Annotated in this window: 18 protein-coding genes; 11 read left to right on the top strand and 7 right to left on the bottom strand. The window is 62.0% G+C overall.

The genetic code is table 11. The annotated features are described in order from the left end of the window. The 3 genes from IGB42_RS17495 to IGB42_RS17505 all read right to left on the bottom strand — a co-directional run. Positions 1 to 766 (bottom strand): hypothetical protein (locus IGB42_RS17495; RefSeq protein ID WP_374705058.1); only part of this gene is annotated, 766 nt, incomplete at its 3' end. Then, positions 763 to 1,200: a DNA polymerase III subunit chi gene (locus IGB42_RS17500; protein WP_159674068.1), complete on the bottom strand. Its 438-nt coding sequence runs from the start codon at positions 1,198 to 1,200 to the stop codon at positions 763 to 765. The genes IGB42_RS17500 and IGB42_RS17495, both read right to left, overlap by 4 nt. A gap of 15 nt (positions 1,201 to 1,215) precedes the next feature. Then, positions 1,216 to 2,715, bottom strand: coding sequence for a leucyl aminopeptidase (locus IGB42_RS17505; protein ID WP_159674070.1), 1,500 nt, complete (start codon positions 2,713 to 2,715; stop codon positions 1,216 to 1,218). Between the two features lie 186 nt (positions 2,716 to 2,901). Here IGB42_RS17505 and lptF point away from each other — a divergent pair, with 186 nt between their 5' ends. The 7 genes from lptF to IGB42_RS17540 are packed head-to-tail and all read left to right on the top strand — an operon-like array spanning position 2,902 to position 9,277. Continuing rightward, positions 2,902 to 3,966, top strand: coding sequence for an LPS export ABC transporter permease LptF (gene lptF, locus IGB42_RS17510; RefSeq protein WP_159674072.1), 1,065 nt, complete (start codon positions 2,902 to 2,904; stop codon positions 3,964 to 3,966). Then, a complete protein-coding gene (gene lptG, locus IGB42_RS17515; RefSeq protein ID WP_159674074.1) occupies positions 3,963 to 5,045 on the top strand; it encodes an LPS export ABC transporter permease LptG in 1,083 nt (360 codons plus the stop codon). The genes lptF and lptG overlap by 4 nt, the downstream gene beginning before the upstream one ends. Positions 5,046 to 5,053: 8 nt before the next feature. Continuing rightward, on the top strand, positions 5,054 to 6,067 hold the full coding sequence (gene galE, locus IGB42_RS17520; protein ID WP_159674076.1) for a UDP-glucose 4-epimerase GalE: 1,014 nt from the start codon (positions 5,054 to 5,056) through the stop codon (positions 6,065 to 6,067). 54 nt (positions 6,068 to 6,121) lie between these two features. Continuing rightward, on the top strand, positions 6,122 to 6,952 hold the full coding sequence (gene dapF / locus IGB42_RS17525; RefSeq protein WP_159674078.1) for a diaminopimelate epimerase: 831 nt from the start codon (positions 6,122 to 6,124) through the stop codon (positions 6,950 to 6,952). Positions 6,953 to 6,985: 33 nt separating this feature from the next. Beyond that, positions 6,986 to 7,672 (top strand): DUF484 family protein, encoded by a 687-nt coding sequence (locus IGB42_RS17530; RefSeq protein ID WP_236822634.1) that lies wholly within the window; start codon positions 6,986 to 6,988, stop codon positions 7,670 to 7,672. After that, entirely contained in the window at positions 7,656 to 8,615 is a 960-nt protein-coding gene (locus tag IGB42_RS17535; protein WP_159674080.1) for a tyrosine-type recombinase/integrase, read from the top strand. The genes IGB42_RS17530 and IGB42_RS17535 overlap by 17 nt, the downstream gene beginning before the upstream one ends. Further along, on the top strand, positions 8,612 to 9,277 hold the full coding sequence (locus IGB42_RS17540) for an N-acetylmuramoyl-L-alanine amidase (protein ID WP_159674082.1): 666 nt from the start codon (positions 8,612 to 8,614) through the stop codon (positions 9,275 to 9,277). Before IGB42_RS17535 ends, IGB42_RS17540 begins: the two co-directional genes overlap by 4 nt. A gap of 37 nt (positions 9,278 to 9,314) precedes the next feature. Here the strand turns inward: IGB42_RS17540 and IGB42_RS17545 are convergent, their stop codons facing one another. The 3 genes from IGB42_RS17545 to fliD form a co-directional block, all read right to left on the bottom strand. Beyond that, the gene (locus IGB42_RS17545; protein WP_159674084.1) at positions 9,315 to 10,835 is read right to left on the bottom strand and encodes a hypothetical protein; all 1,521 of its coding nucleotides are present in this window, start codon (positions 10,833 to 10,835) and stop codon (positions 9,315 to 9,317) included. Continuing rightward, the gene (locus IGB42_RS17550; RefSeq protein ID WP_159674086.1) at positions 10,819 to 12,162 is read right to left on the bottom strand and encodes an adenosylmethionine--8-amino-7-oxononanoate transaminase; all 1,344 of its coding nucleotides are present in this window, start codon (positions 12,160 to 12,162) and stop codon (positions 10,819 to 10,821) included. The genes IGB42_RS17545 and IGB42_RS17550 overlap by 17 nt, the downstream gene beginning before the upstream one ends. Positions 12,163 to 12,298: 136 nt before the next feature. Next, positions 12,299 to 13,648 carry a flagellar filament capping protein FliD gene (fliD, locus tag IGB42_RS17555; protein ID WP_159674088.1) on the bottom strand — a complete coding sequence of 450 codons (1,350 nt, stop codon included), beginning with the start codon at positions 13,646 to 13,648 and terminating at the stop codon, positions 12,299 to 12,301. Positions 13,649 to 14,043: 395 nt separating this feature from the next. Between fliD and IGB42_RS17560 the strand changes: the two genes are divergently transcribed. Beyond that, complete coding sequence (locus IGB42_RS17560) at positions 14,044 to 15,315, top strand: tetratricopeptide repeat protein (RefSeq protein ID WP_159674090.1); 1,272 nt, start codon at positions 14,044 to 14,046, stop codon at positions 15,313 to 15,315. 42 nt (positions 15,316 to 15,357) lie between these two features. Here IGB42_RS17560 and IGB42_RS17565 read toward each other — a convergent pair whose 3' ends face one another. After that, complete coding sequence (locus IGB42_RS17565; protein ID WP_159674092.1) at positions 15,358 to 16,836, bottom strand: rhomboid family intramembrane serine protease; 1,479 nt, start codon at positions 16,834 to 16,836, stop codon at positions 15,358 to 15,360. A gap of 268 nt (positions 16,837 to 17,104) precedes the next feature. Between IGB42_RS17565 and IGB42_RS17570 the strand changes: the two genes are divergently transcribed. The 3 genes from IGB42_RS17570 (at position 17,105) to IGB42_RS17580 (ending at position 19,687) form a co-directional block, all read left to right on the top strand. Then, on the top strand, positions 17,105 to 17,395 hold the full coding sequence (locus tag IGB42_RS17570) for a co-chaperone GroES (RefSeq protein ID WP_159674094.1): 291 nt from the start codon (positions 17,105 to 17,107) through the stop codon (positions 17,393 to 17,395). 179 nt (positions 17,396 to 17,574) lie between these two features. After that, complete coding sequence (groL, locus tag IGB42_RS17575; protein ID WP_159674096.1) at positions 17,575 to 19,218, top strand: chaperonin GroEL; 1,644 nt, start codon at positions 17,575 to 17,577, stop codon at positions 19,216 to 19,218. A 247-nt stretch (positions 19,219 to 19,465) separates the two neighbouring features. Then, positions 19,466 to 19,687 carry a hypothetical protein gene (locus IGB42_RS17580; RefSeq protein ID WP_159674098.1) on the top strand — a complete coding sequence of 74 codons (222 nt, stop codon included), beginning with the start codon at positions 19,466 to 19,468 and terminating at the stop codon, positions 19,685 to 19,687. The last annotated feature ends 372 nt before the right edge of the window (positions 19,688 to 20,059 follow it).

Here is a 20,059-nt window from a genome sequence, read left to right on the forward strand (position 1 = left end):
CAGCTTCGGCAGCTTCGGCAGCTTCGGCAGCTTCGGCAGCTTCGGCAGCTTCGGCAGCTTCGGCAGCTTCGGCAGCTTCGGCAGCTTCGGCAGCTTCGGCAGCTTCGGCAGCTTCGGCAGCTTCGGCAGCTTCGGCAGCTTCGGCCGCTTCGGCAGCTTCGGCCGCTTCGGCAGCTTCGGCATCCAGTGCCAGCGTGAACGAGTCGGCCGCAGCATCGGCAGGCAAATCGCCCCAGTCTTCCACTGCACTCCCGGTCGGCGCCCATACCTCGATCACGTCATCCACTTCAACGGTATCGGTCACGACCGGAATCGGCAGTTCTTCCGGCTGCGTTGCTTTTGCATCCACCTGTGGCGACAGCGCTGCAACAAAGTCGGTGTCGTCAAAGGCAGGCGTATAGGCGGGCTGCGCAGTCAGCGCGGTCAGGTCCAGCAGCGGCAGATCAAGGAATTCCGGTTCGCTGGGCTTGGCAACCGGCGTGGCTACCGGCGCTGGTTTCGGGGCTGGTGCGGGTGTGCGCCTGGTCAGGAATTCTGCCGGATCGAACATCAGCCCGCCGGTTTCCACGGTATCCGTGAGGACGGGAATCGATTCCTCCGCCGCGCGCGCAGGCGGCGGTGCGGGAACCAGCTCCATCAGGTCGTCGGCCTCGTGCGTCAGCACGGGGATGTGTTCATCGCGCGGTGGCGTGCCGCGATGGCGTGCCATCAGCGCATCCATCTTGTTGAACAGCGGGCTCATGCTGTCGTCATCGGGGCGGCTCATGCTGCGCCTCCCTGTGCCAGCTTGAGCATGTCCACCGCCACCGGGGTGACGCCATGTCCCTGATAGGCGCGCCAGCGCTCGCGCGCTGCAGCACGCTGTTCCTCATCCTGCTCGACGATTTCCACCACCCGTTCATACTGCTGGAAGCCCTGCGGCACGCCATCGGTCCAGTTGAACAGCGCATCGCGCACCGCCAGTTTTTCATAGCGGTGATCGATCACGATGGGAGTGATCGCTGCAATGTCTGCGTCTGCCGCGCAATGCGGCAGAAAGCCGATCTGTGGCACTTCCCACAACAAACGGTCTAGCGCGGTTGCGGCGGCTTCGCTGCCGGCCAGCACATTGAGCTGCATGCCGCGTGCCAGCGCCTTGCCCACAAGCTGGCACAGCGCCTGCTCGCGGTTGCGCACGTTGAAGTAGAAAGTGACTTCCATATTGCTATTGTGGCCTTATTTCTTTGCTTTCTTCACGCTGCGTTGCACAAGGTATTCCACCAGCAACGGCACCGGCCGGCCGGTAGCGCCTTTGGCTGCACCCGATTTCCACGCGGTGCCGGCAATATCCAGGTGCGCCCAGGTATAATTCTTGGTAAAGCGTGCCAGGAAGCACGCTGCAGTGACCGATCCGGCCGGGCGCCCGCCGATATTGGCAACGTCGGCAAAATTGGATTTCAGCTGTTCCTGATAATCATCCCACAGCGGCAGGCGCCACGCCTTGTCGCCGGTATTGCCCGCTGCCGCCAGCAGCGCATCGGCCAGGCCGTCGTCGTTCGCGTACAGGCCGCTTGCCACATGGCCCAGCGCAATGATGCATGCACCGGTCAGCGTGGCGAGGTCGATCACCACTTCCGGCTCGAAGCGCGCGGTGTAGGTGAGCGCATCGCACAGGATCAAGCGCCCTTCGGCATCGGTATTGAGGATCTCGATGGTGGTGCCCGCCATCGATTTCACGATATCGCCTGGTTTGCTGGCATTGCCTGCGGGCATGTTCTCGCAGGTGGCGATCACGCCCACCAGATTGATCGGCAGGCCCAGCTCGGCCACGGCACGGAAGGTGCCCAGTACTGCAGCGGCGCCGCCCATGTCGTATTTCATTTCATCCATGCCTTCGCCCGGTTTGAGCGAAATGCCGCCGGAATCGAAAGTGATGCCCTTGCCGACCAGTGCAACCGGTTTGCCGGTCTTGCTGCCGCCACGGTATTCCAGCGTGATCAGCTTGGGGGGTTGCACTGAGCCCTTGGCTACGGACAGGAAAGAGCCCATGCCCAGTGCTTCCAGCTCCGGGGTATCCAGCACCGTGCTCTTCATGCCGTAGTGGCGTGCCAGCTTGACCGCTTCTTCGGCCAGATAGGTCGGGGTGCAGGCGTTGGGTGGCAGGTTGGCCAGTTCCCGCGTGAAATTCATGCCATGACCCACTGCCAGGCCACGTGCGAGCCCCGCTTCGGCTGCTTCGGTATCGGCTTTCTTTGCGATCAGGTAATCAACCCGCGCCAGGCTGGATGCCGGTTCCGGCTCGGATTTGAATGCGGTGAAACGGTAGGATTCAAACACGATCGCCTGCGAAATGGCGGCGGTCAGCGCATCGGTCGCCACATCCTTGATGCCGCCCAGCCACACGGCTGCGCTGGCAAGCTTGCCGCCTACCAGTGTTTTGGCGATCACATCGGCCAGTTTGCGCGCACCGGCAGCGTCCACCTCCTTGCCGGTCTGCAGCAGGACCAGCTTTTGCAGCTTGTTGTCGTTGGGTGTTTGCGTGCCGGGCAGATGCGAGGTCAGCACGCTGCCGGCTTTTTCGCCCAGCTCGCCGCTGGCCAGTAATGCGCTCAGCCAGCCATTGCTTGCGGCATCCAGTTTGGCTAGGCCGCTTGGTAATTTTTTACCTGAGACGGTTAAAACCAGGCATTCGGCCTGGGCTTTTTCGGGGGCGGCGAGATTTATGCTAAATTCCATGGCGATCTCCATGCTGGCGCAGGTGGCGACAGGCAGCTGCATCCAGACCATGGTCCGGTTGCCGGGCTGCCTGATATTGAAAAGGGTGTGTGGGTCGCCGTCTTTACGCTGCGATCACCCTGCAGGGTTGATCGCCCGATTATTTCCCAGCCCCCCTGTCCAGTCAAACCCAGAGCCGCTTTACGTATGCTGTTTCGAAAAAGCCTGATCCACGAACTGTCGTGGATGGCCCTTGCCGTATTCTCGGTACTCCTGCTGATGGTGCTGACAACCCAGGTCGTCAAGCTCATGGGCCAGGCGTCTGTGGGTGTGCTTGCGTCCAGCGCCGTGTGGGCGCTGATGGGCTTTGCCGCCGTACGTTACCTGCCGGTGCTGATGTCGCTGATGCTGTTCGTCAGCGTGCTGGCGGTGCTTACCCGCCTGTGGCGCGATCATGAAATGGTGATCTGGTTTGCGAGCGGCATGTCGATCAGGAGTTTCCTGCGCCCGGTGCTGGAGTTTGCGCTGCCGGTGGTGATACTGATCGGCGCGCTGTCGCTGTATGGCTGGCCGTGGGCACTGGGCAAAGGCGATGTGTTCCGCCAGCAATCGATGGCGCGGCAGGAAACCACCCAGGTGTCTCCGGGCGTATTCCGTGAATCATCGGGCGCGGACCGCGTGTATTTCGTCGAGGACTTCACCGGCGAGCATGCCAACGGGCGCAACGTGTTCGTGCAGCTGCGCAAGGATAACCAGGTATCGGTGATCCTGGCCGAACGGGGTGGCATGACGGTGGATGCCAACAGCGAACGCTGGTTGTGGCTGGGCAATGGCCGCCTTTACCGCGGTACCCCGGGTCAGGCTGACTATGAAACAGTCCGGTTCGAAAAGGCGCAGTTGCGCATCGATGCCAACGAGCGCCCCATCTCCAGCCCGTCCACGCGCGCCAGCGATACGCTGACCTTGCTCAACAGCCACGATCCCGAACACCAGGCCGAACTGGCCTGGCGTATCGCCATCCCCATTTCGGCGCTGATCCTGTCGCTGATGGCCATTCCGCTGGCGTTCTTCAACCCGCGCGGCGGGCGCTCGCTCAACCTGCTGTACGCGGTGGCGCTTTATTTCCTCTACTACAACTGCATCAACATCAACCAGGCGTGGATTGCCGATGGCCGCGTGCCGGTCTGGCTGGGCATGTGGCCGCTGCACCTGATTGCCGCAGCGGCAACCGCTGCTTTGTTTGCATGGCGCAGCCGTTTGCGGATGGGATGATGACGATTCTTTTCCGCTACCTGTTCCGCGAACTCACGCTGCACGTACTGTTCACGCTGGCTGGCCTGTTGGGCCTGTATACCTTTTTCGACCTGATTGCCGAGTTATCCGAGCTGGGCAAGGGCGGCTACGGGCTGAAGGACGCGCTGATCTACGTGCTGCTGCAGATTCCTGCCAACGCCTACGAGTTGATGCCCATTGCGGCGCTGATCGGTGGCATTTTCGCGCTGGCGGCATTGTCCGGGCAATCCGAACTCACGGTGATGCGTTCGGCCGGCATTTCGGTCAAGCGGCTGCTGTGCTGGTTGCTGGCCATCGGCAGCCTCTATGGTGTGGTTACCGTGGCGCTGGGCGAGTACGTGGCGCCGGCCACCAAGCAGATGGCCAACCAGTACCGGCTTTCCGCCACCAAGGCCATGCTGGTGGGCGAGTTCCGCTCCGGCGTGTGGGTGAAGGATGGCAGGCAGATCGTCAATATCGGTGAAATGCTGCCGGACTTGACCATTTTCAAAGTGCGCATCTACGAGTTTGGCGAAGGGCTGTCGATCGGCCGCGTCATCGAGGGCGAACAGGGTCGCTTCCTTGGCAAGGGGCAGTGGGAGCTCACCCAAACACGGGAAACCACCTTCCTGCCGGGTGAGGCGGGCGTCACGGTCAAGGCCAAGCCGCAAGCCACCTGGCAAACGCAGGTGTCGCCGGAAATGCTGGCGGTGCTGCTGGTGGAGCCATCGCAGATGTCGGCGCGCTCGCTGTACAGCTATATCGATCACCTCAAGCGCAACCGGCAGACCACCAAGCGTTACGAACTGGCGCTGTGGGGCAAGCTTTTTTACCCGCTGGCCTGCCTGTCCATGCTGGTGATCGCGCTGCCCTTTGCGCAGACGCAACGCCGCAGCAGCAATGTGGGTGTACGGTTGTTTGCCGGCATTCTGGTGGGGCTTTCGTTTCACTTCCTCAATCGCATCGTCGTTTACCTGGGTGAGCTCAACAGCTGGCCCGCATCACTCGTGGTCTCGGTGCCGACTGTGCTGTTCATGATCATTGCGCTTTTCCTGCTCTGGCGGCAGGAACGGCGATAGGAGTTTGCATGCACGTGCTTTTGACTGGCGGCGCTGGCTATATCGGCTCGCACACCTATATCGAATTGCTCAAGGCCGGTTTCACGCCGGTGATCTTCGACAACTTCTACAACGCCAAGCCGGAAGTATTGCGCCGGCTGGAAACCATCAGCGGTCAGCCGGTGCTGTGCATCGAGGGCGATATCCGCGATCGCGCAGCGCTGGATGCGGCGTTTGCGCAATACCGCTTTGATTCGGTGATCCATTTCGCCGGCTGGAAGGCCGTTGGCGAATCGGTGCAGAAGCCGCTGGCGTATTACGACAACAATGTGGTGGGCACGGTGCGCCTGCTGGAAGCCATGACTGCGGCTGGCGTGAAGAACCTGGTGTTTTCCAGCTCCGCCACCGTGTATGGCGACCCGCATGCAGTGCCGATCACCGAAGAATTCCCGCTATCGGCCACCAACCCGTATGGCCGCAGCAAGCTGATGATCGAAGACATGCTGCGTGACCTGCATGTATCCGATGCCAGCTGGAACGTGGCACTGCTGCGCTACTTCAACCCGGTGGGCGCGCACGAGAGCGGCCTGATCGGTGAAGACCCGCAAGGCACGCCCAACAACCTGATGCCGTATGTGGCACAGGTGGCCGTGGGCAAGCGGGCGGAACTGAGCGTATTCGGCAATGATTACCTGACGCCGGACGGCACGGGCGTGCGCGATTACATCCACGTGGTCGATCTGGCGCGCGGCCACGTCAAGGCGCTGGAAAAGCTGGCGCAGCGGCCGGGCCTCGTCACCACCAACCTGGGCACTGGCCAGGGTTATTCGGTGCTGGATCTGGTGCGTGCATTCGAGGCCGCCAGCGGCAAGCCGGTGCCATACCGGATTGCGCCGCGCCGCGCTGGCGACATTGCCGCCTGCTATGCAGATCCGGCACGCGCGCTGGCGTTACTGGGCTGGCAGGCAGAAAAGAACCTGCAGGACATGTGCGTGGACAGCTGGCGCTGGCAATCGGCCAACCCGAATGGCTTTGCGGCTTGATCCGCAGCGCGCTGGCGGTTAGCCTTGCAGCATGAACACAAAGGCTTGGCGCAAATGACACTCCGCTTTACCAAGATGCATGGCCTGGGCAACGATTTCATCGTGCTCGACGGCGTGCGCACGTCCATTGCGCTGGATACCGCAACGGTAAAGCGCCTGGGCGACCGCCACTTCGGCGTGGGTTTCGACCAGTTGCTGCTGGTGGAGCCCGCCGCGCAGGCGGGCAATGATTTCCGCTACCGCATTTTCAATTCCAGCGGCGAAGAGGTCGAGCACTGCGGCAATGGCGCGCGCTGCTTCCTCAAGTTCGTGCGTGACCAGGGCCTGACCGACAAGCGCGAGCTGGCGGTGGAAACCGCGCGCGGGGTGATCTACCCCAAGCTGGAAGACAATGGTGAAATCACCGTGAACATGGGCGCACCGGAGCTGCGTGCGGCCGAGGTGCCGTTCGTGGCCGATCACGAAGCAGTGATCCATGCGCTGCAGGTGGGGGACACCAGCTATGACATCACCGCGGTATCGATGGGTAACCCGCACGCCGTGCAAGTGGTGGCCGATGTCGAAACCGGTCTGGTGCAGCAGGTGGGCCCGCTGATTGAAAAGCACCCGCGTTTCCCGCGCAAGGTCAACGCCGGCTTCATGCAGATCGTCAGCCGTGATGCTATCAAGCTGCGCGTCTACGAGCGCGGTGCGGGCGAAACGCTGGCCTGCGGCACTGGTGCGTGCGCGGCGGTGGTGGCCGGTATCCTGCGCGGCCTGCTGGATGAACGCGTGCGCGTCAGCACCCACGGCGGCGATCTCACCATCAGCTGGGCGGGCGGTGATGCGCCGGTGTACATGACCGGCCCGGCGGTAACGGTATTCGAAGGCGAAATCCAACTCTGAGCGGTGCAAACCGCCTATGCAGAACAAGGGGACATGATGCAAGCGCATGACATTCTTGCCTGGCTGAAACAAAACCCGGCCTTCTTCGATGACTACGCGGACGATGTTGCGGAAATCTATGTGCCGCACAGCCATCGCGGCCAGGCGATCTCACTGGCGGAGCGGCAATTGCTCACGCTGCGCGACAAGAACCGCGCGCTGGAGCTGCGCCTGGGCGAACTGCTGCAGTTCGGCGAGGAAAACGACCTGATTTCCGAGCGGTTGCACCGCTTGAGCGTGGACCTGATGCAGGCACAAGATCTGGCCAGCATCGTTGGCACGCTGGAGTTCCACCTGAAAGAACGCTTCCAGGTGCCGCAGGTGGCGCTGCGCCTGTGGTTGCCGTCCGATTCCAATCTGCGCGAGTTTGCGCCGGTGGGCGATGCGGCACGCAAGCTGGCGGCCAATCTGGTGTCGCCCTACTGTGGCCCTTACGTCACCGATGAAGTGCAGGCGTGGTTCGACGATGCGCAGAACCTCAAATCGTTCGCGCAGTTCGCGTTGCGTACCGGCGAAGAGCCGTTCGGCCTGCTGGTGATGGCAAGTGACGATGTCGAGCGTTTCTATCCGGACATGGGCACGCTCTACCTGCAGCGGCTGGCCGATCTGGTTTCCGCCGCAATCCGCCGTGTGACGCCACTGGTGGACGCGCCGCTGGCGGTCGATGGCGAAGCGTACTGACAGCAGGCAGGCGGCTGAGCCGGCGGGCATCCTGCCGGGCTCGTTCGAGGCCATTGCGTTCGATCATTTCGCACAGGTACTTGCGGGTGAGCGCGCCGCCAGCCCGCATACCCGCAGCAATTACCGCCGCGACCTGGAACAGCTTGCGCTGCTGAGCCGTGAACATGGCGAAGGTCATGGGCTGGATGCGCTGCAGGCGCGGCATATTCGCGGCTTCGTGCGCATGCTGCGTACCCGCCGCTACAGCCCCCGTACCATTGCGCGCATGCTGTCGGCCTGGCGCAGCTTCTTCCGCGTGATGCAGCGTGATCGGGGCTGGCCCGGCAACCCGGTGCTGGGCGTGCGCCCGCCCAAGCGCGGCCAGCGCCTGCCGCAGGCGTTCGATACCGATGCCGCGCAGGGCCTGCTCAACGCCATGCCTGTCGATACGCCACTGGCGCTGCGCGACAAGGCGATGTTCGAGCTGGCGTATTCGTCCGGCTTGCGCGTTTCCGAGATCGTTGGCCTGCAGCGGCTGGAACTGGATCTGGATGCCGGCCTTGCACGCGTGCTGGGCAAGGGCAACAAGATGCGCCAGTTGCCGGTTGGCGGGGAGGCCATCCGCGCATTGCGCGCCTGGCTGGTAGTACGCGGGCAGCTGCTGCACGGTAACGACCCCGCCGAAGTATTCATTGCCCGCAACGGCCACGCATTGACCACCAGAGCGGTACAGATGCGCTGCAAGCATGTGGCACGGCAACTGGCCCTGTCAGAGCCACTGTACCCGCACAAGCTGCGCCACAGCTTTGCTACCCACCTGCTGCAGGAATCGAAAGACCTGCGCGCGGTGCAGGAAATGCTGGGCCATGCCAACCTCAGCACCACGCAGGTGTACACGCATCTGGATATCAAATACCTGACCGACAGTTACGATCAGTTCCACCCCAGGGCGAAGCGCAAATGAAATGCTATTGGGCATTGCTGGCGTTATTTCATCTGGCTAGCGCCGTTGCGGCGCCGTTGCTGGCGGTGGACGTTGGCCATTCGCGTAACAAGCCGGGCGCCACCAGCGCCAGCGGCAAGCACGAGTTCGATTTCAACGCTGCGCTTGCAAAGCGCGTGACCGATGCGCTGGCGGCGGATGGCAATGTGGTGCGGCTGATCGGTGCGGAAGGGGATATCGATGTGCTGACCGAGCGCACGCAGCGCGCGGCCGGGGCGGATTTCCTGCTGTCCATCCACCACGATTCGGTGCAGCCACAATACCTGCCGCAAGCGGGCCGCTTTGCCGGGTACTCGCTGTTCGTTTCCCGCAAGAACGCTGATCCGCAGGCCAGCCTGGCGTGCGCGCTGCAGCTGGCAGATGCGTTGCAGGCCGCCGGCATGCGCCCGACGTTGCATCATGCCGAAGCCGTTGCCGGAGAGAATCGCCCGCTGGCCGATGCCGCGCGCGGCATCTACTGGTTCGATGATCTGGTGGTGCTGAAAACCGCCAGCCAGCCGGCGGTGTTGCTGGAAGCGGGCGTGATCGTCAACCCGCAGCAGGAAGCATGGCTGGCGCTGCCAGCCACGCGCACACTGATCGCCACTGCAGTGGCCCGGGGGCTGAGGGGCTGCCTGCACTGATCCGGGCGGCGGATGCGGCCCAGGCACGGTGGCCGGGTCAGCTCGGCTGGTACTGGAACAGGTCGTAACCCATTTGCTGCTCCACCAGCCGGGTGGCGCGCAGCGTCACTTCGCCATCCGGCGTCAGCACCGACAGTTCACGCAATGGCGCATACATGCCGCGCGCGGTGGCAATCTGTGCCGGCTGCTTGAGTGCAGGTACTTCCGGCATCAGCAATGCGGGCTGGTAACCGCCGTTACCGGTATTGGGCATCGCCACCTTCAGCAGCACGCCCTGCGCGCGCGCCGTCATGATCTGCAAGCCCATTTCGATCTGGCTTTGTTCGCCCTGTTGCAGCCAGCGTATCGAGGCCACCAGCCATTCATTCGAGAATGGCGGGCGCAGCGCCACGATTTCCCCCGCGCGCACACCTTCGTGTGGCGCCAGCCGGGTCTGCACCGCATAGCCGCCCGGGCTTTCGTTGAGGACGCGCCAGCGGGTGCTGGGCGGCTCTGTCGACGGTGCATCTTCGTCGATGCTGGGGTCTATGGGCATGGCACCGGTGCAGGCTGCGCTGGCATTCAGGCCCAGGCAGATTTCGATTTCCGCATCGGTGCGGATACGGTTGAACAGCCGCTTGGGGGCGATGGTCCATTGTCTGGAAACGCGTCGCAGCAGTTCCAGCCACATCATCGCCTTGGCACGGTCGTTGGCCTGCGGGATTTTCTGCTCCAGCGCGGCCAGCGCGCGGTGCAGCTTCTTGCCCAGTTCGATGGTATCGATCAGTACCGCCAGGCCGTTGTAGTCGTCGCCATTGCGCGCGCCCACGTAGAACGGCCCTTCATCGCGGTCCAGCCGCACCAAGAAGAAACCGGCGGTGCTGGCCAGCTCGGTCACGCCCTGGAAATGGATCAGGTTGGCATAGTTGTCTGTCAGCTCGATCACCTTGTCGAGCTCGGCTGGCGCATAGCGCTGCGGGTCGGCCAGCGCCAGCATCAACAGCCGCTTGTACTGCTGGGCAATGGTGATGTCTTCGGGCTCTTCCAGCAGCTTGGCTTCTGCGGCGTGGCGGAACAGCTGGTGCGCCTCCTGCCATACGCCATCAGGCAGGCCGGTATAGACGCGGCTGCACAGCTTGAGCACGCGGTAGTAGATCAGCAGCGTGGTCTGGATCAGCAGCGGTATCTGCTTGTTGGAGCTGAACAGGCTACGCTTTTCCAGTTTGTCCACAATGGCGCGCTTGTAGCCATCTGCCAGTTCCAGCCACAGGCTGCGTGCCAGTTGCGATGCCTGGCGTGCCTGTTCCTTGAGCGGCAGGCCGGGCACGATGTAGATATTCTCGAACCCGCCGTTGAGCAGTTCCAGCGTGGTCTTGTACAGATCCAGCAGCTTGACGCGGTCATCCGGGTCGATCTTGGTACGGTTACAGCTGGCCAGCGCGTCGTAGACCATGCGCCCGGCTTCCACTACGTTGGCCGTGGGCAGGCCGATCAGCCAGTCGCGCAGCTTCTTCGGGTCGGTTTCGACCATGCCTGCCAGTTTTGGGTCGATTTCCGGAAGGTTAAGCAAGAGGGACATCAACGGGTTCCGCTTCGGTAGCGAGTGCGGCGTTCAGCGCCGCCAGTGTTTGTTCTGACAGAAAGTTTGCCTCATTGTCGCCCAGTACGTAAGGGGGCATGAAGTAGACCGTGTTGCCGATGGGGCGCAACAGTATGCCGCGTGCCAGTGCAGCCTGGAACAGGCGCAGCGCAAAGCCATTACCGGCGTCTTGTACCTCGAACGCCCATATCATGCCGCAACGGCGGAAATGCTGCACTTGCGGGTGTTGCGCCAGCGGCATGAACAGCGCATGCCAGCGCTGTGCCTTGTCACGGTTGCTGGTCAGCACATCGTCTGCTTCGAACTGATCGAGCACCGCATTGGCGGCCGCACAGGCCAGCGGGTTGCCGGTATACGAATGCGAGTGCAGAAACCCCCGGCTGACATCGTCGTGATAGAACGCCGCGTAAATGTCATCGCTGCACAGTACCGCCGCCAGCGGCAGAAAGCCACCGGTAATGCCCTTGGACAGACACAGCAGGTCGGGCGTGATGCCGGCCTGCTGGTAGGCAAACATGCTGCCGGTGCGGCCAAAGCCCACGGCGATCTCATCGGCAATCAGCAACACCTGGTACTGGCTGCACAACCGGCGTGCCTCGGCGAGGTAGCACGGGTGGTACATCACCATGCCGCTGGCGCCCTGTACCAGCGGCTCCAGAATGAAAGCGGCGATCTCGCCATGGTGTGATGCCAGCAGGGTTTCCAGTGCGGCAGCAGCGCGCAGCGCCACCTGCTCGGCACTTTCACCGTTGGCGGCGCGGCGTGCATCGGGGCTGGGCGCGCAGAAGTGCTGGCCGATCAATTCGGCGTATGCGCTGCGGAACACCGGGACATCGGTGACGGCCAGTGCGCCGACGGTTTCGCCGTGATAGCTGCCTTCCAGGTACACGTAGCGGTGCTTGCCGGCGTGGCCGCGGTTTTTCCAGTAGTGCGCGGCCATCTTCAGCGCGATCTCGGTGGCGGATGCACCATCCGAGCCATAAAACGCATGGCCCAGCCCGCTGAGCGCCGCCAGCCGTTCCGACAGCCGCACCACCGGCTCATGCGTGAAGCCGGCCAGCATCACGTGTTCCAGTGTATCGAGCTGATCCTTGATCGCCTGCCTGATACGCGGCGCGCCGTGGCCGAACAGGTTCACCCACCAGCTCGATACCGCATCCAGGTAGCGCTCGCCATCCTGGCCATGCAGCCACACACCTTCGCCGCGCGTGATCGGGACCAGCGGCAGCATTTCGTGCCGCTTCATTTGCGTGCAGGGGTGCCAGACGGCAGCAAGGCTGCGGGCCAGCAGGTCGGGTTGTGTCATGGGGCGTGGCGCAGATGGGAAGCAACGCCCGATTTTGCCATTCCCGGTGCGGCAGCGTCCGCTTATATCGTGCCTGCCCGAAAGGCCCCGGGCTGAAGGCCCGCGCCGGCACCTGGCCGGCAGGTATACGCCAGGTTTACATCAGGTCGAACAGCGTGCCGGTGCTGCCGCCCAATTGCCCCATCTGCGAGTATTTCTGGGCCAGCGCCTGTGCCTGCATGGTCAGCGCCTTTTCCAGGTTGGCGCGCTTGACGGTCAGCGTGGCGATATCGGCATTCAGCGCCTTGCTCTGCTTCTGGATCGTGCCCGACGTACCCAGCACCGCGTCGATCTGGCTGCCCAGCTTGTCCACCAGGCCCTTTTCCTTGCCGCCCAGCAAGGCGGCGGTGGCTGCGGGGTCGGCAGCAACTGCCGCCTTCAGCTTTTCCGCGTCTACCGTCAGCTCGCCGGTCTTGCTGGTACTGATGCCCAGGCGGTTGAGGTTGAGAAAGCTGCCGTCGCTGCCGGTGCCGCTGGCGCTGTTGAAAATGCGTGCCAGCTGCCCCTGGATGCGGCTGGCAGTGCTGTCGCCCTGCAGCTCCTTGTCCTGCAAGCCTTGCAGTTTGGTATTGAGCGTGTTGTACGCACTGACCAGCGAGGTGATGTTCCTGGTGATCTGCTCGCTGTCCTGCGCAATGGTCAGCGTGGTGCTGCCTTTGCCGGTAAGCGTGAGGGTGGTGCCCGGCACTGCGTCGGTCAGCACATTGGTGGCGCTAGTCTTGCTGGTGCCATTGACGGTGAACATGGCGTCCTGCGCCGCAGCGGTTTGCGTCAGGCTCTTCTTGCCGGCCGGATCGAAATCGAGCAAGCCCTGTACAGCGGCATCGCCACTGGCATCAATGCGCATGCTGCTGGCTGCGCCACCGGCCGATTTCAGGCTCAGCACATAGCCATCCGCCGTTTGCGTCACCGATGCGGTCACGCCGGCATTGGCGGCATTGATCGCCTTGGCGATGCCCTGCAGGCTGGTATCGCCGTTGGTGATGGTGATCGTCTTGGCGGTACCGGCAGGGGTGAAGGTATCGCCGCTGGTGGTACCCAGCTCGATCTTGATCGCCACCGGGCCGCCGTTGCCGATATTGGTATCGGCCTTGGCCTGCGCTTTGGCGGCCAGCACCTGTGCCTGCGCCAGCTGGTCCACCTTGATGGTGTGCGCGCCGGCAACGGCACTGCCCGAGGTGATGACGTTCAGCACATCCTTGGTCGATGACGTGGCCGAGGTAGATAGCCCGCTGCCCGACAATGATCTGGCCAGCGACTGGAACGAGGCCAGCAGGCTCTGCAATTGCCCCAGGCCAGAGAGCTTGGTCTTGTCGCTGGTGAGCGCGGCGTTGATCTTGGGCGCCTGTGTATTCTGCGATTGCATGGTCTTGCTCACCATTTCATACACATCCAGCCCGCTACTCTTGCTGCTGTAGAGATTGGTTGAAGCCAATGGGGAAACCATGGTGTTACCTCGCTAACGGATATGCACTGCGAATTCGGGATGCGGCATGTCGTGGCAAGCCGCATGGGCAGGAATTGCCGGGCATTCTTGCCGGTACGGCAATGCCGTTCTGCCGTTCTGCCCCTTTTTTGGATACCGCCGTGCTTGTAAAGCCGCGGTCAATGGGCAGGCTGAACAATGCCTTACCCGTATATAAGCAACATTGGTGCCAATCCGGGCTGGCGCCCCGACCCGTTGCCGGGCGCGCCACTGCTTCCCGATGGCATGGGTCTGGTCATGCGTGCGTGCTGCATGACGTTCAATTGCGACAATCCGATGCCGCAGGCCGCTTTATGCTTATGTCAAGATTGACCATGCGCTAGAGTGCTCACCGTGACCTGTTCGTGGATCGCCTTATGCGCAAAATCACCCCCTATTGGGAGTGCTTCCCCAGTTTTTTTGCTTATCCATTCAAGATGGATGCATTGCCGGCGCTGCTGTGCTTTTCCATCGGCGCCACGTTGCTGATCAGCGTGATGGGTGTCGGGATATTCAGCGGCCTTGGCCTGCTGATGCTGACGATCGGTTTTTTCCGCTTTGCTTTCTCGGTACTTGAGCGCAGCGCACAGGGCTTTCTGTCTGAAAGCCTTGCTTTCCAGCCCGCTGAAGGTCACAAGTCGCGACCGTATAAACATTTTGCCGCGCTGTTGATTGCCGGTTGCGTGATCGTTGCGGCAATTGTCTTTATCGGCCCCCGCTTTGCGCTGATACTGGGTTTGCTCATGATGGTGGTGTGGCCGGCCAGCCTGATGCAGCTGACCTTGTCCGATAGCCTTGCCGAATCGATTTCACCCGTGCATCTGCTGGCATTGACCACGCAGATCGGCTTGCCTTATCTGGGTCTGTGGGCCTGCGTGGCGCTGTTGAGCGCCAGTTCCAGTGTTGCCACGTCCTGGGCGCCCCACGTGTTTGGCCATGGTTTCGTGGCCAAGTACGTCAGTGTGTTCATTTCCATGTATTTCATCGTGGTGATGTACCGCTTGATGGGTTACGTGCTGTACCAGTACCACGAGCCGCTCGGGCTTTATGTGCATCTGGAATCGGAAGCGGAAAGAACGCCACAGCAGGTCATTACCGATGATGTGGCCGGGCTGCTGAAAGAAGGTGACATGCAGGGCGCATTGGCCCGCCTGCGCGGCGCCACGCGTGATTACCCGGTGGATCTTGCTTTTCATGAACGCTATGTAAAGCTGCTACTGGCGATGGAAGCGGAAACCGATTTGCTGCGTTCTGCCGCAACCAGTTACCTGGGCTTGCTGGTAGGCAGCGGCCGGGCAGGGCAGGCATTGGCACTGCTGGAAAAAGTGCAGGTGCGCATCCCCGGTTTTGCGCCGCCAGACGGCACGACTGCACTGCAGCTGGCGCAGCTTGCGCACGAGCAGCACAACACCGCGCTGGCAGTCAGCCTGATCCGTGGCTTTGATCAGCGCTACCCCGGGCATGCGGATGCCGCGCGGGCGATGTTGCTGGCTGCGCGTATCCTGTGCGAACGGCAGCGCAACGATGCGCAGGCGCGCAAGATGCTCGATGCGTTGCTGACCCGTTATCCGCAACACCCGGCGTGTGAGGAAGCGCGCAAGTTGCAGCAGGTCATTGCCCGCCTGGGCGATACCGCCCCGCAAGTCTGATGGCAGGGGCAGCGATGCTTGGTCGCCGGGTGGTCGTGGTGCTCAGGGCTTGAAAGCAGGATCGGCCATCACCCACTGCACTTCCGTTGCCTTGGGGTAATGCTGCAGCAGCAGACGCCAGCAGGATTTTGCCTTTCCAGGCTCACCCTGATCCCGGTAGACCCGGCCGGTGCGGTAGAGCAACGCCGGCAATGCGGGTTGATCTGCCGCCCGTTTGAGCAGCATCTGCAACAGTGCGTCGCAACTGGCTGCGTTGCCGCAGTCGAGCCAGCCCGCAGCCAGTTTGAGCCATTGGGGCAGTGTGAGCCTGGGCACGGCCAGACGCTGTTTCAGCAGCCACAGCCAGGCATCGGCTGATTCATGCATCAGGGCCTTGTGGCCGTGTGCTGCCAGCAGCATCACGCGCAGCGTGGCACGGTGGCGCAGACCGGTTTCGGTCTGCAGCCTGGCGCTCTTGTAGAAATCGGCAGCAAGACCGGCATCATCAGGCTGTGCGTCGGACATGGCCGCATATACCTTGGCGGCGCGTTCGAAATCGAGTGCTGCCGACCATTTTTCTGCTTCCTTGCGTTGCGCATCATTCTGGCGGGCTTTTTCATCCAGGACCACCTTGTCGGCCGAGCGCCCGCCACGTTGCCAGCGATAGGCAGCCACCAGCAATGCGCCGGTCAGCAAGCCGGCAAAGTGTGCCATGTAATTCACATGGCTTTCCGCATCGCTGCTGTTCATCACCGCTTCCTTGAGCAACCACAGCGGCAGCACCAGCAGTGCCGGTGCGGTGACGGTGCTGAAATAGACCAGCACCCAGTAGAAAAAGCGGATCTTGCGCCGGCCATACAGCACCACGAACATGGCCATCACGCCGGCAATCGCGCCGGACGCACCCAGCGACAGCATGTACGGCGGCGCGCTGCCCAGAAAATCAGGGATGGTCGCGCCCAGCCCGGCCAGCAGATAGAACGCCAGGAACAGGCCGGCGCCCAGCGCCATTTCCACCGTGTAGCCAACGATGAACAGGATGATCATGTTGCCGGCCAGGTGCATCACGCTGCCATGCATGAACATATGCATGAATAGCGCTACCGGTTTGGGGTCACTGGCGCGCAGCGCGTATTTTTCGGTAAAGATCTGCTTGTATAACGCTTCGAACTGGTGGCGATTGGCGCGCCATGCATCGTGCCCCACGGTTTGCAGCGTGATCACTTCATCTGCCGCCAGCCGGCGCTGGAAATCGGTATCCGCCTGCAGCGCAATGACCGTCAGTGGCCATTTTTTCTCCACATCCCTGCCCAGTTCGTTCGCTAGCCGGCTTTTGCCGCGCTTTTCCAGATCCTTGAGGTAAAGCGGTACCTCAAGCTCGTGCAGGCCCGCGTCGCGGTAAGCGGCAAAGGCGGCTTCGCGGCGGGCGTCGTCATTGAACTGCAGCCCGAAATAAATGAAGCAGCAAGCAACGATCAGGAAAAGCGTGATCCATGGTGGACGGCGCCAGTCGGGCTGGGCTGGCAGTGGCAATAGCAGCATGGAGCAGGTTCTTGTAGGGCTGTCGTTATCGTGCAGAAAGATAGGCGAATGGCTCGCCGTCCGGCAAGTTGCTTGGCTTGCGGTGTGGTTTGTACCCGAAACCTGCAGCCGGCCAAGGGTTTTTTTATGCACTCCGCTCTTGAAATGCAGTGGTGCCGTCCCTATCATTGGCACTCGTTAGCATTGAGTGCTAACAGCAGATCGCGGCCTACCGGCACGCGATCCCGATGTCTGCACATGCACAGATTTTCCAACAGGAGATTGAAAGATGGGTATTCGTCCCTTGCACGACCGCGTCGTGATCAAGCGTGTTGAAGCTGAAGAAAAGACCGCCTCCGGCATTGTTCTGCCTGGCGCTGCAGCTGAAAAGCCGGATCTGGGCGAAGTCGTTGCCATCGGCACTGGCAAGCTCTTGGACAACGGTTCCGTTCGTCCGCTGGCAGTGAAGGTTGGCGACAAGGTCATCCTCGGCAAGTACAGCGGCCAGTCCGTCAAAGTGAATGGCGAAGAACTGCTGGTTGTGCGCGAAGAAGATATCTTCGGCATCCTCGAAGCCTGATTCCGGTTTGCCTTCGATCCGATGACTGCGTTGGCTGCGCTGCGTGTCTCCTCGCCGTACTTTGTGTACGGCTGCGTCGAGACTTGCTTGCCGCCTTGCCCTCGAATCGAATGCTTCCCGGAATCCTGCTGCACACCGTGTGCGGCAACCCCAGAATTCAATGAATCGGAGTAAATGCAATGGCTGCTAAAGAAGTCAAATTCGGTGATTCCGCCCGTGCCCGCATGGTGGCTGGCGTCAACATCCTCGCTGATGCCGTCAAGGTAACGCTGGGCCCGAAGGGCCGTAACGTGGTGCTGGAGCGCAGCTTCGGCGCGCCGACCATCACCAAGGACGGTGTATCGGTTGCCAAGGAAATCGAACTGAAGGACAAGTTCGAGAACATGGGCGCACAACTGGTGAAGGAAGTGGCTTCCAAGACTTCCGATATCGCTGGTGACGGCACCACCACTGCTACCGTGCTGGCACAAGGCATCGTCAACGAAGGCCTGAAGTACGTGGCTGCCGGTTTCAACCCGACCGATCTGAAGCGCGGTATCGACAAGGCGGTGATCGCCCTGGTCGAAGAGCTGAAGAAGATTGCCAAGCCCACCACCACCAGCAAGGAAATCGCGCAGGTTGGTTCCATCTCGGCCAACAGCGATGAAATCATCGGTGCCAAGATCGCTGAAGCGATGGACAAGGTTGGCAAGGAAGGCGTGATCACCATCGAAGATGGTACCGGCCTGGAAGACGAACTCGACGTGGTTGAAGGCATGCAGTTCGACCGCGGCTACCTGTCGCCGTACTTCATCAACAACCCGGACAAGCAGATCGCCCTGCTGGACAACCCGTACGTGCTGCTGTTCGACAAGAAGATCAGCAACATCCGTGATCTGCTGCCGGTACTGGAGCAAGTAGCCAAGTCGGGCCGCCCGCTGCTGATCATTGCTGAAGATGTCGATGGCGAAGCGCTGGCTACCCTGGTGGTCAACAACATCCGTGGCATCCTCAAGACTGTGGCCGTCAAGGCACCGGGCTTCGGCGACCGTCGCAAGGCCATGCTGGAAGACATCGCCATCCTGACTGGCGGTACCGTCATCGCTGAAGAAGTCGGCCTGACGCTGGAAAAAACCACGCTGGCAGAACTGGGCCAGGCCAAGCGCATCGAAGTGGCGAAAGAAAACACCACCATCATCGACGGCGCCGGCCAGGAAGAAACCATCAAGGCACGCGTGGGCACCATCCGTCGCCAGATCGAAGAAGCTTCCAGCGATTACGATCGCGAAAAGCTGCAGGAACGCGTTGCCAAGCTGGCAGGCGGCGTTGCCGTGATCAAGGTTGGCGCAGCCACCGAAGTCGAAATGAAAGAGAAGAAGGCCCGCGTTGAAGATGCGCTGCACGCTACCCGTGCTGCCGTCGAGGAAGGCATCGTGGCGGGTGGCGGCGTTGCGCTGCTGCGTGCACGTGCCAACCTGGGCGAACTGAAGGGCATCAACGCCGATCAGGACGCCGGTATCAAGATCGTGCTGAAAGCCATCGAAGCGCCGCTGCGCCAGATCGTTGCCAACGCCGGTGATGAGCCGTCGGTAGTGGTGAACCGTGTTGTGGAAGGTACTGGCAACTTCGGTTACAACGCCGCGACTGGTGAATACGGTGATCTGGTTGAACTGGGCGTGCTGGACCCGGCCAAGGTGACCCGTTCGGCACTGCAACACGCCGCGTCGATCGCTGGCCTGCTGCTGACGACCGATGCCATGGTTGCCGAGTTGCCGAAAGACGACTCCGCACCAGGCGCTGGCGGTGCAGGTGGCATGGGTGGCATGGGCGGCATGGACTTCTAAGTCCGGCTTTCCTGTTGTACTCCAGCTGTACTGCTGCGGAAAACGCCACCTTCGGGTGGCGTTTTTTTGTTTGGTGCCAGTTGGCCGGCTTGGCACGGCGGGCGCATCGATCCATGCAGGGCTTGGGCCTTTTGTCCATCCCCATCCCCATCCCCGTGCCATTGCACGCAGCTCAGGCCAGCCACGGCAGTGCGCCGGGTTTCACCACGTTCATCGACTACGCTGCAAGCAGGGCAGAGAGGACACCATGCGCGATGACCGCAACGACCTGATCCAGATACTGGGCATGTTTGCCATCCGGCTGGCCATTGCCGCCGCGTTGCTGTATTTCGCCTACAAGCGGGACCTGACCTTGCTGCCGTTTGCCGGCGCGGCAGCAGCCTTCCTGATGGCCAAGCCATTGCTGGAAATCGGCCCGGCATTGTTCGGCCGCCTGAAAGTGGCCACCTACAAGGATGCCGATCACTGACTGGCCTATGGCGGCTTCACCGTCCGCGCGTACCGCGATGAACGCGGGCAGTGGTGGTTCGATGCCGATGATTGCTGCCGGCTGATCGATCTGCGTTGGCCTGCCGCAGGCGAGGATGCCGAATTGACGCCCCGGCAACGCGGCCGGCCTGTGTATGGCGAGGCGGCCGTCCATCGCCTGCTCGGCGGCAGCGCGCATCCCTTGGCCCGGCGCATCAGTGGCTGGTTCGGGCGGGAAATGGTGGCTTTGCGCACGCTGGGCGGCGGGCGGGAGGGTGGCCCGACCATGCCCCCGTCATCTGATGGCTTGTGAGCACCCGTTTGCTGGTCTAGTTTGAAAAACAAGCCTTTACCAGCGCGGGGACAACGACCA

The organism is Andreprevotia sp. IGB-42 (assembly GCF_009848685.1).
In the GTDB taxonomy this organism is placed as follows: Bacteria; Pseudomonadota; Gammaproteobacteria; order Burkholderiales; family Chitinibacteraceae; genus Andreprevotia.

Bases quoted from the DNA above. Each gene is read 5' to 3' on its own strand.
- IGB42_RS17500 (WP_159674068.1), bottom strand. From the start codon at position 1,200: ATGGAAGTCACTTTCTACTTCAACGTGCGCAACCGCGAGCAGGCGCTG.
- IGB42_RS17505 (WP_159674070.1), bottom strand. From the start codon at position 2,715: ATGGAATTTAGCATAAATCTCGCCGCCCCCGAAAAAGCCCAGGCCGAA.
- lptF (WP_159674072.1), top strand. From the start codon at position 2,902: ATGCTGTTTCGAAAAAGCCTGATCCACGAACTGTCGTGGATGGCCCTT.
- lptG (WP_159674074.1), top strand. From the start codon at position 3,963: ATGATGACGATTCTTTTCCGCTACCTGTTCCGCGAACTCACGCTGCAC.
- galE (WP_159674076.1), top strand. From the start codon at position 5,054: ATGCACGTGCTTTTGACTGGCGGCGCTGGCTATATCGGCTCGCACACC.
- dapF (WP_159674078.1), top strand. From the start codon at position 6,122: ATGACACTCCGCTTTACCAAGATGCATGGCCTGGGCAACGATTTCATC.
- IGB42_RS17530 (WP_236822634.1), top strand. From the start codon at position 6,986: ATGATGCAAGCGCATGACATTCTTGCCTGGCTGAAACAAAACCCGGCC.
- IGB42_RS17535 (WP_159674080.1), top strand. From the start codon at position 7,656: ATGGCGAAGCGTACTGACAGCAGGCAGGCGGCTGAGCCGGCGGGCATC.
- IGB42_RS17540 (WP_159674082.1), top strand. From the start codon at position 8,612: ATGAAATGCTATTGGGCATTGCTGGCGTTATTTCATCTGGCTAGCGCC.
- IGB42_RS17545 (WP_159674084.1), bottom strand. From the start codon at position 10,835: ATGTCCCTCTTGCTTAACCTTCCGGAAATCGACCCAAAACTGGCAGGC.
- IGB42_RS17550 (WP_159674086.1), bottom strand. From the start codon at position 12,162: ATGACACAACCCGACCTGCTGGCCCGCAGCCTTGCTGCCGTCTGGCAC.
- fliD (WP_159674088.1), bottom strand. From the start codon at position 13,648: ATGGTTTCCCCATTGGCTTCAACCAATCTCTACAGCAGCAAGAGTAGC.
- IGB42_RS17560 (WP_159674090.1), top strand. From the start codon at position 14,044: ATGCGCAAAATCACCCCCTATTGGGAGTGCTTCCCCAGTTTTTTTGCT.
- IGB42_RS17565 (WP_159674092.1), bottom strand. From the start codon at position 16,836: ATGCTGCTATTGCCACTGCCAGCCCAGCCCGACTGGCGCCGTCCACCA.
- IGB42_RS17570 (WP_159674094.1), top strand. From the start codon at position 17,105: ATGGGTATTCGTCCCTTGCACGACCGCGTCGTGATCAAGCGTGTTGAA.
- groL (WP_159674096.1), top strand. From the start codon at position 17,575: ATGGCTGCTAAAGAAGTCAAATTCGGTGATTCCGCCCGTGCCCGCATG.
- IGB42_RS17580 (WP_159674098.1), top strand. From the start codon at position 19,466: ATGCGCGATGACCGCAACGACCTGATCCAGATACTGGGCATGTTTGCC.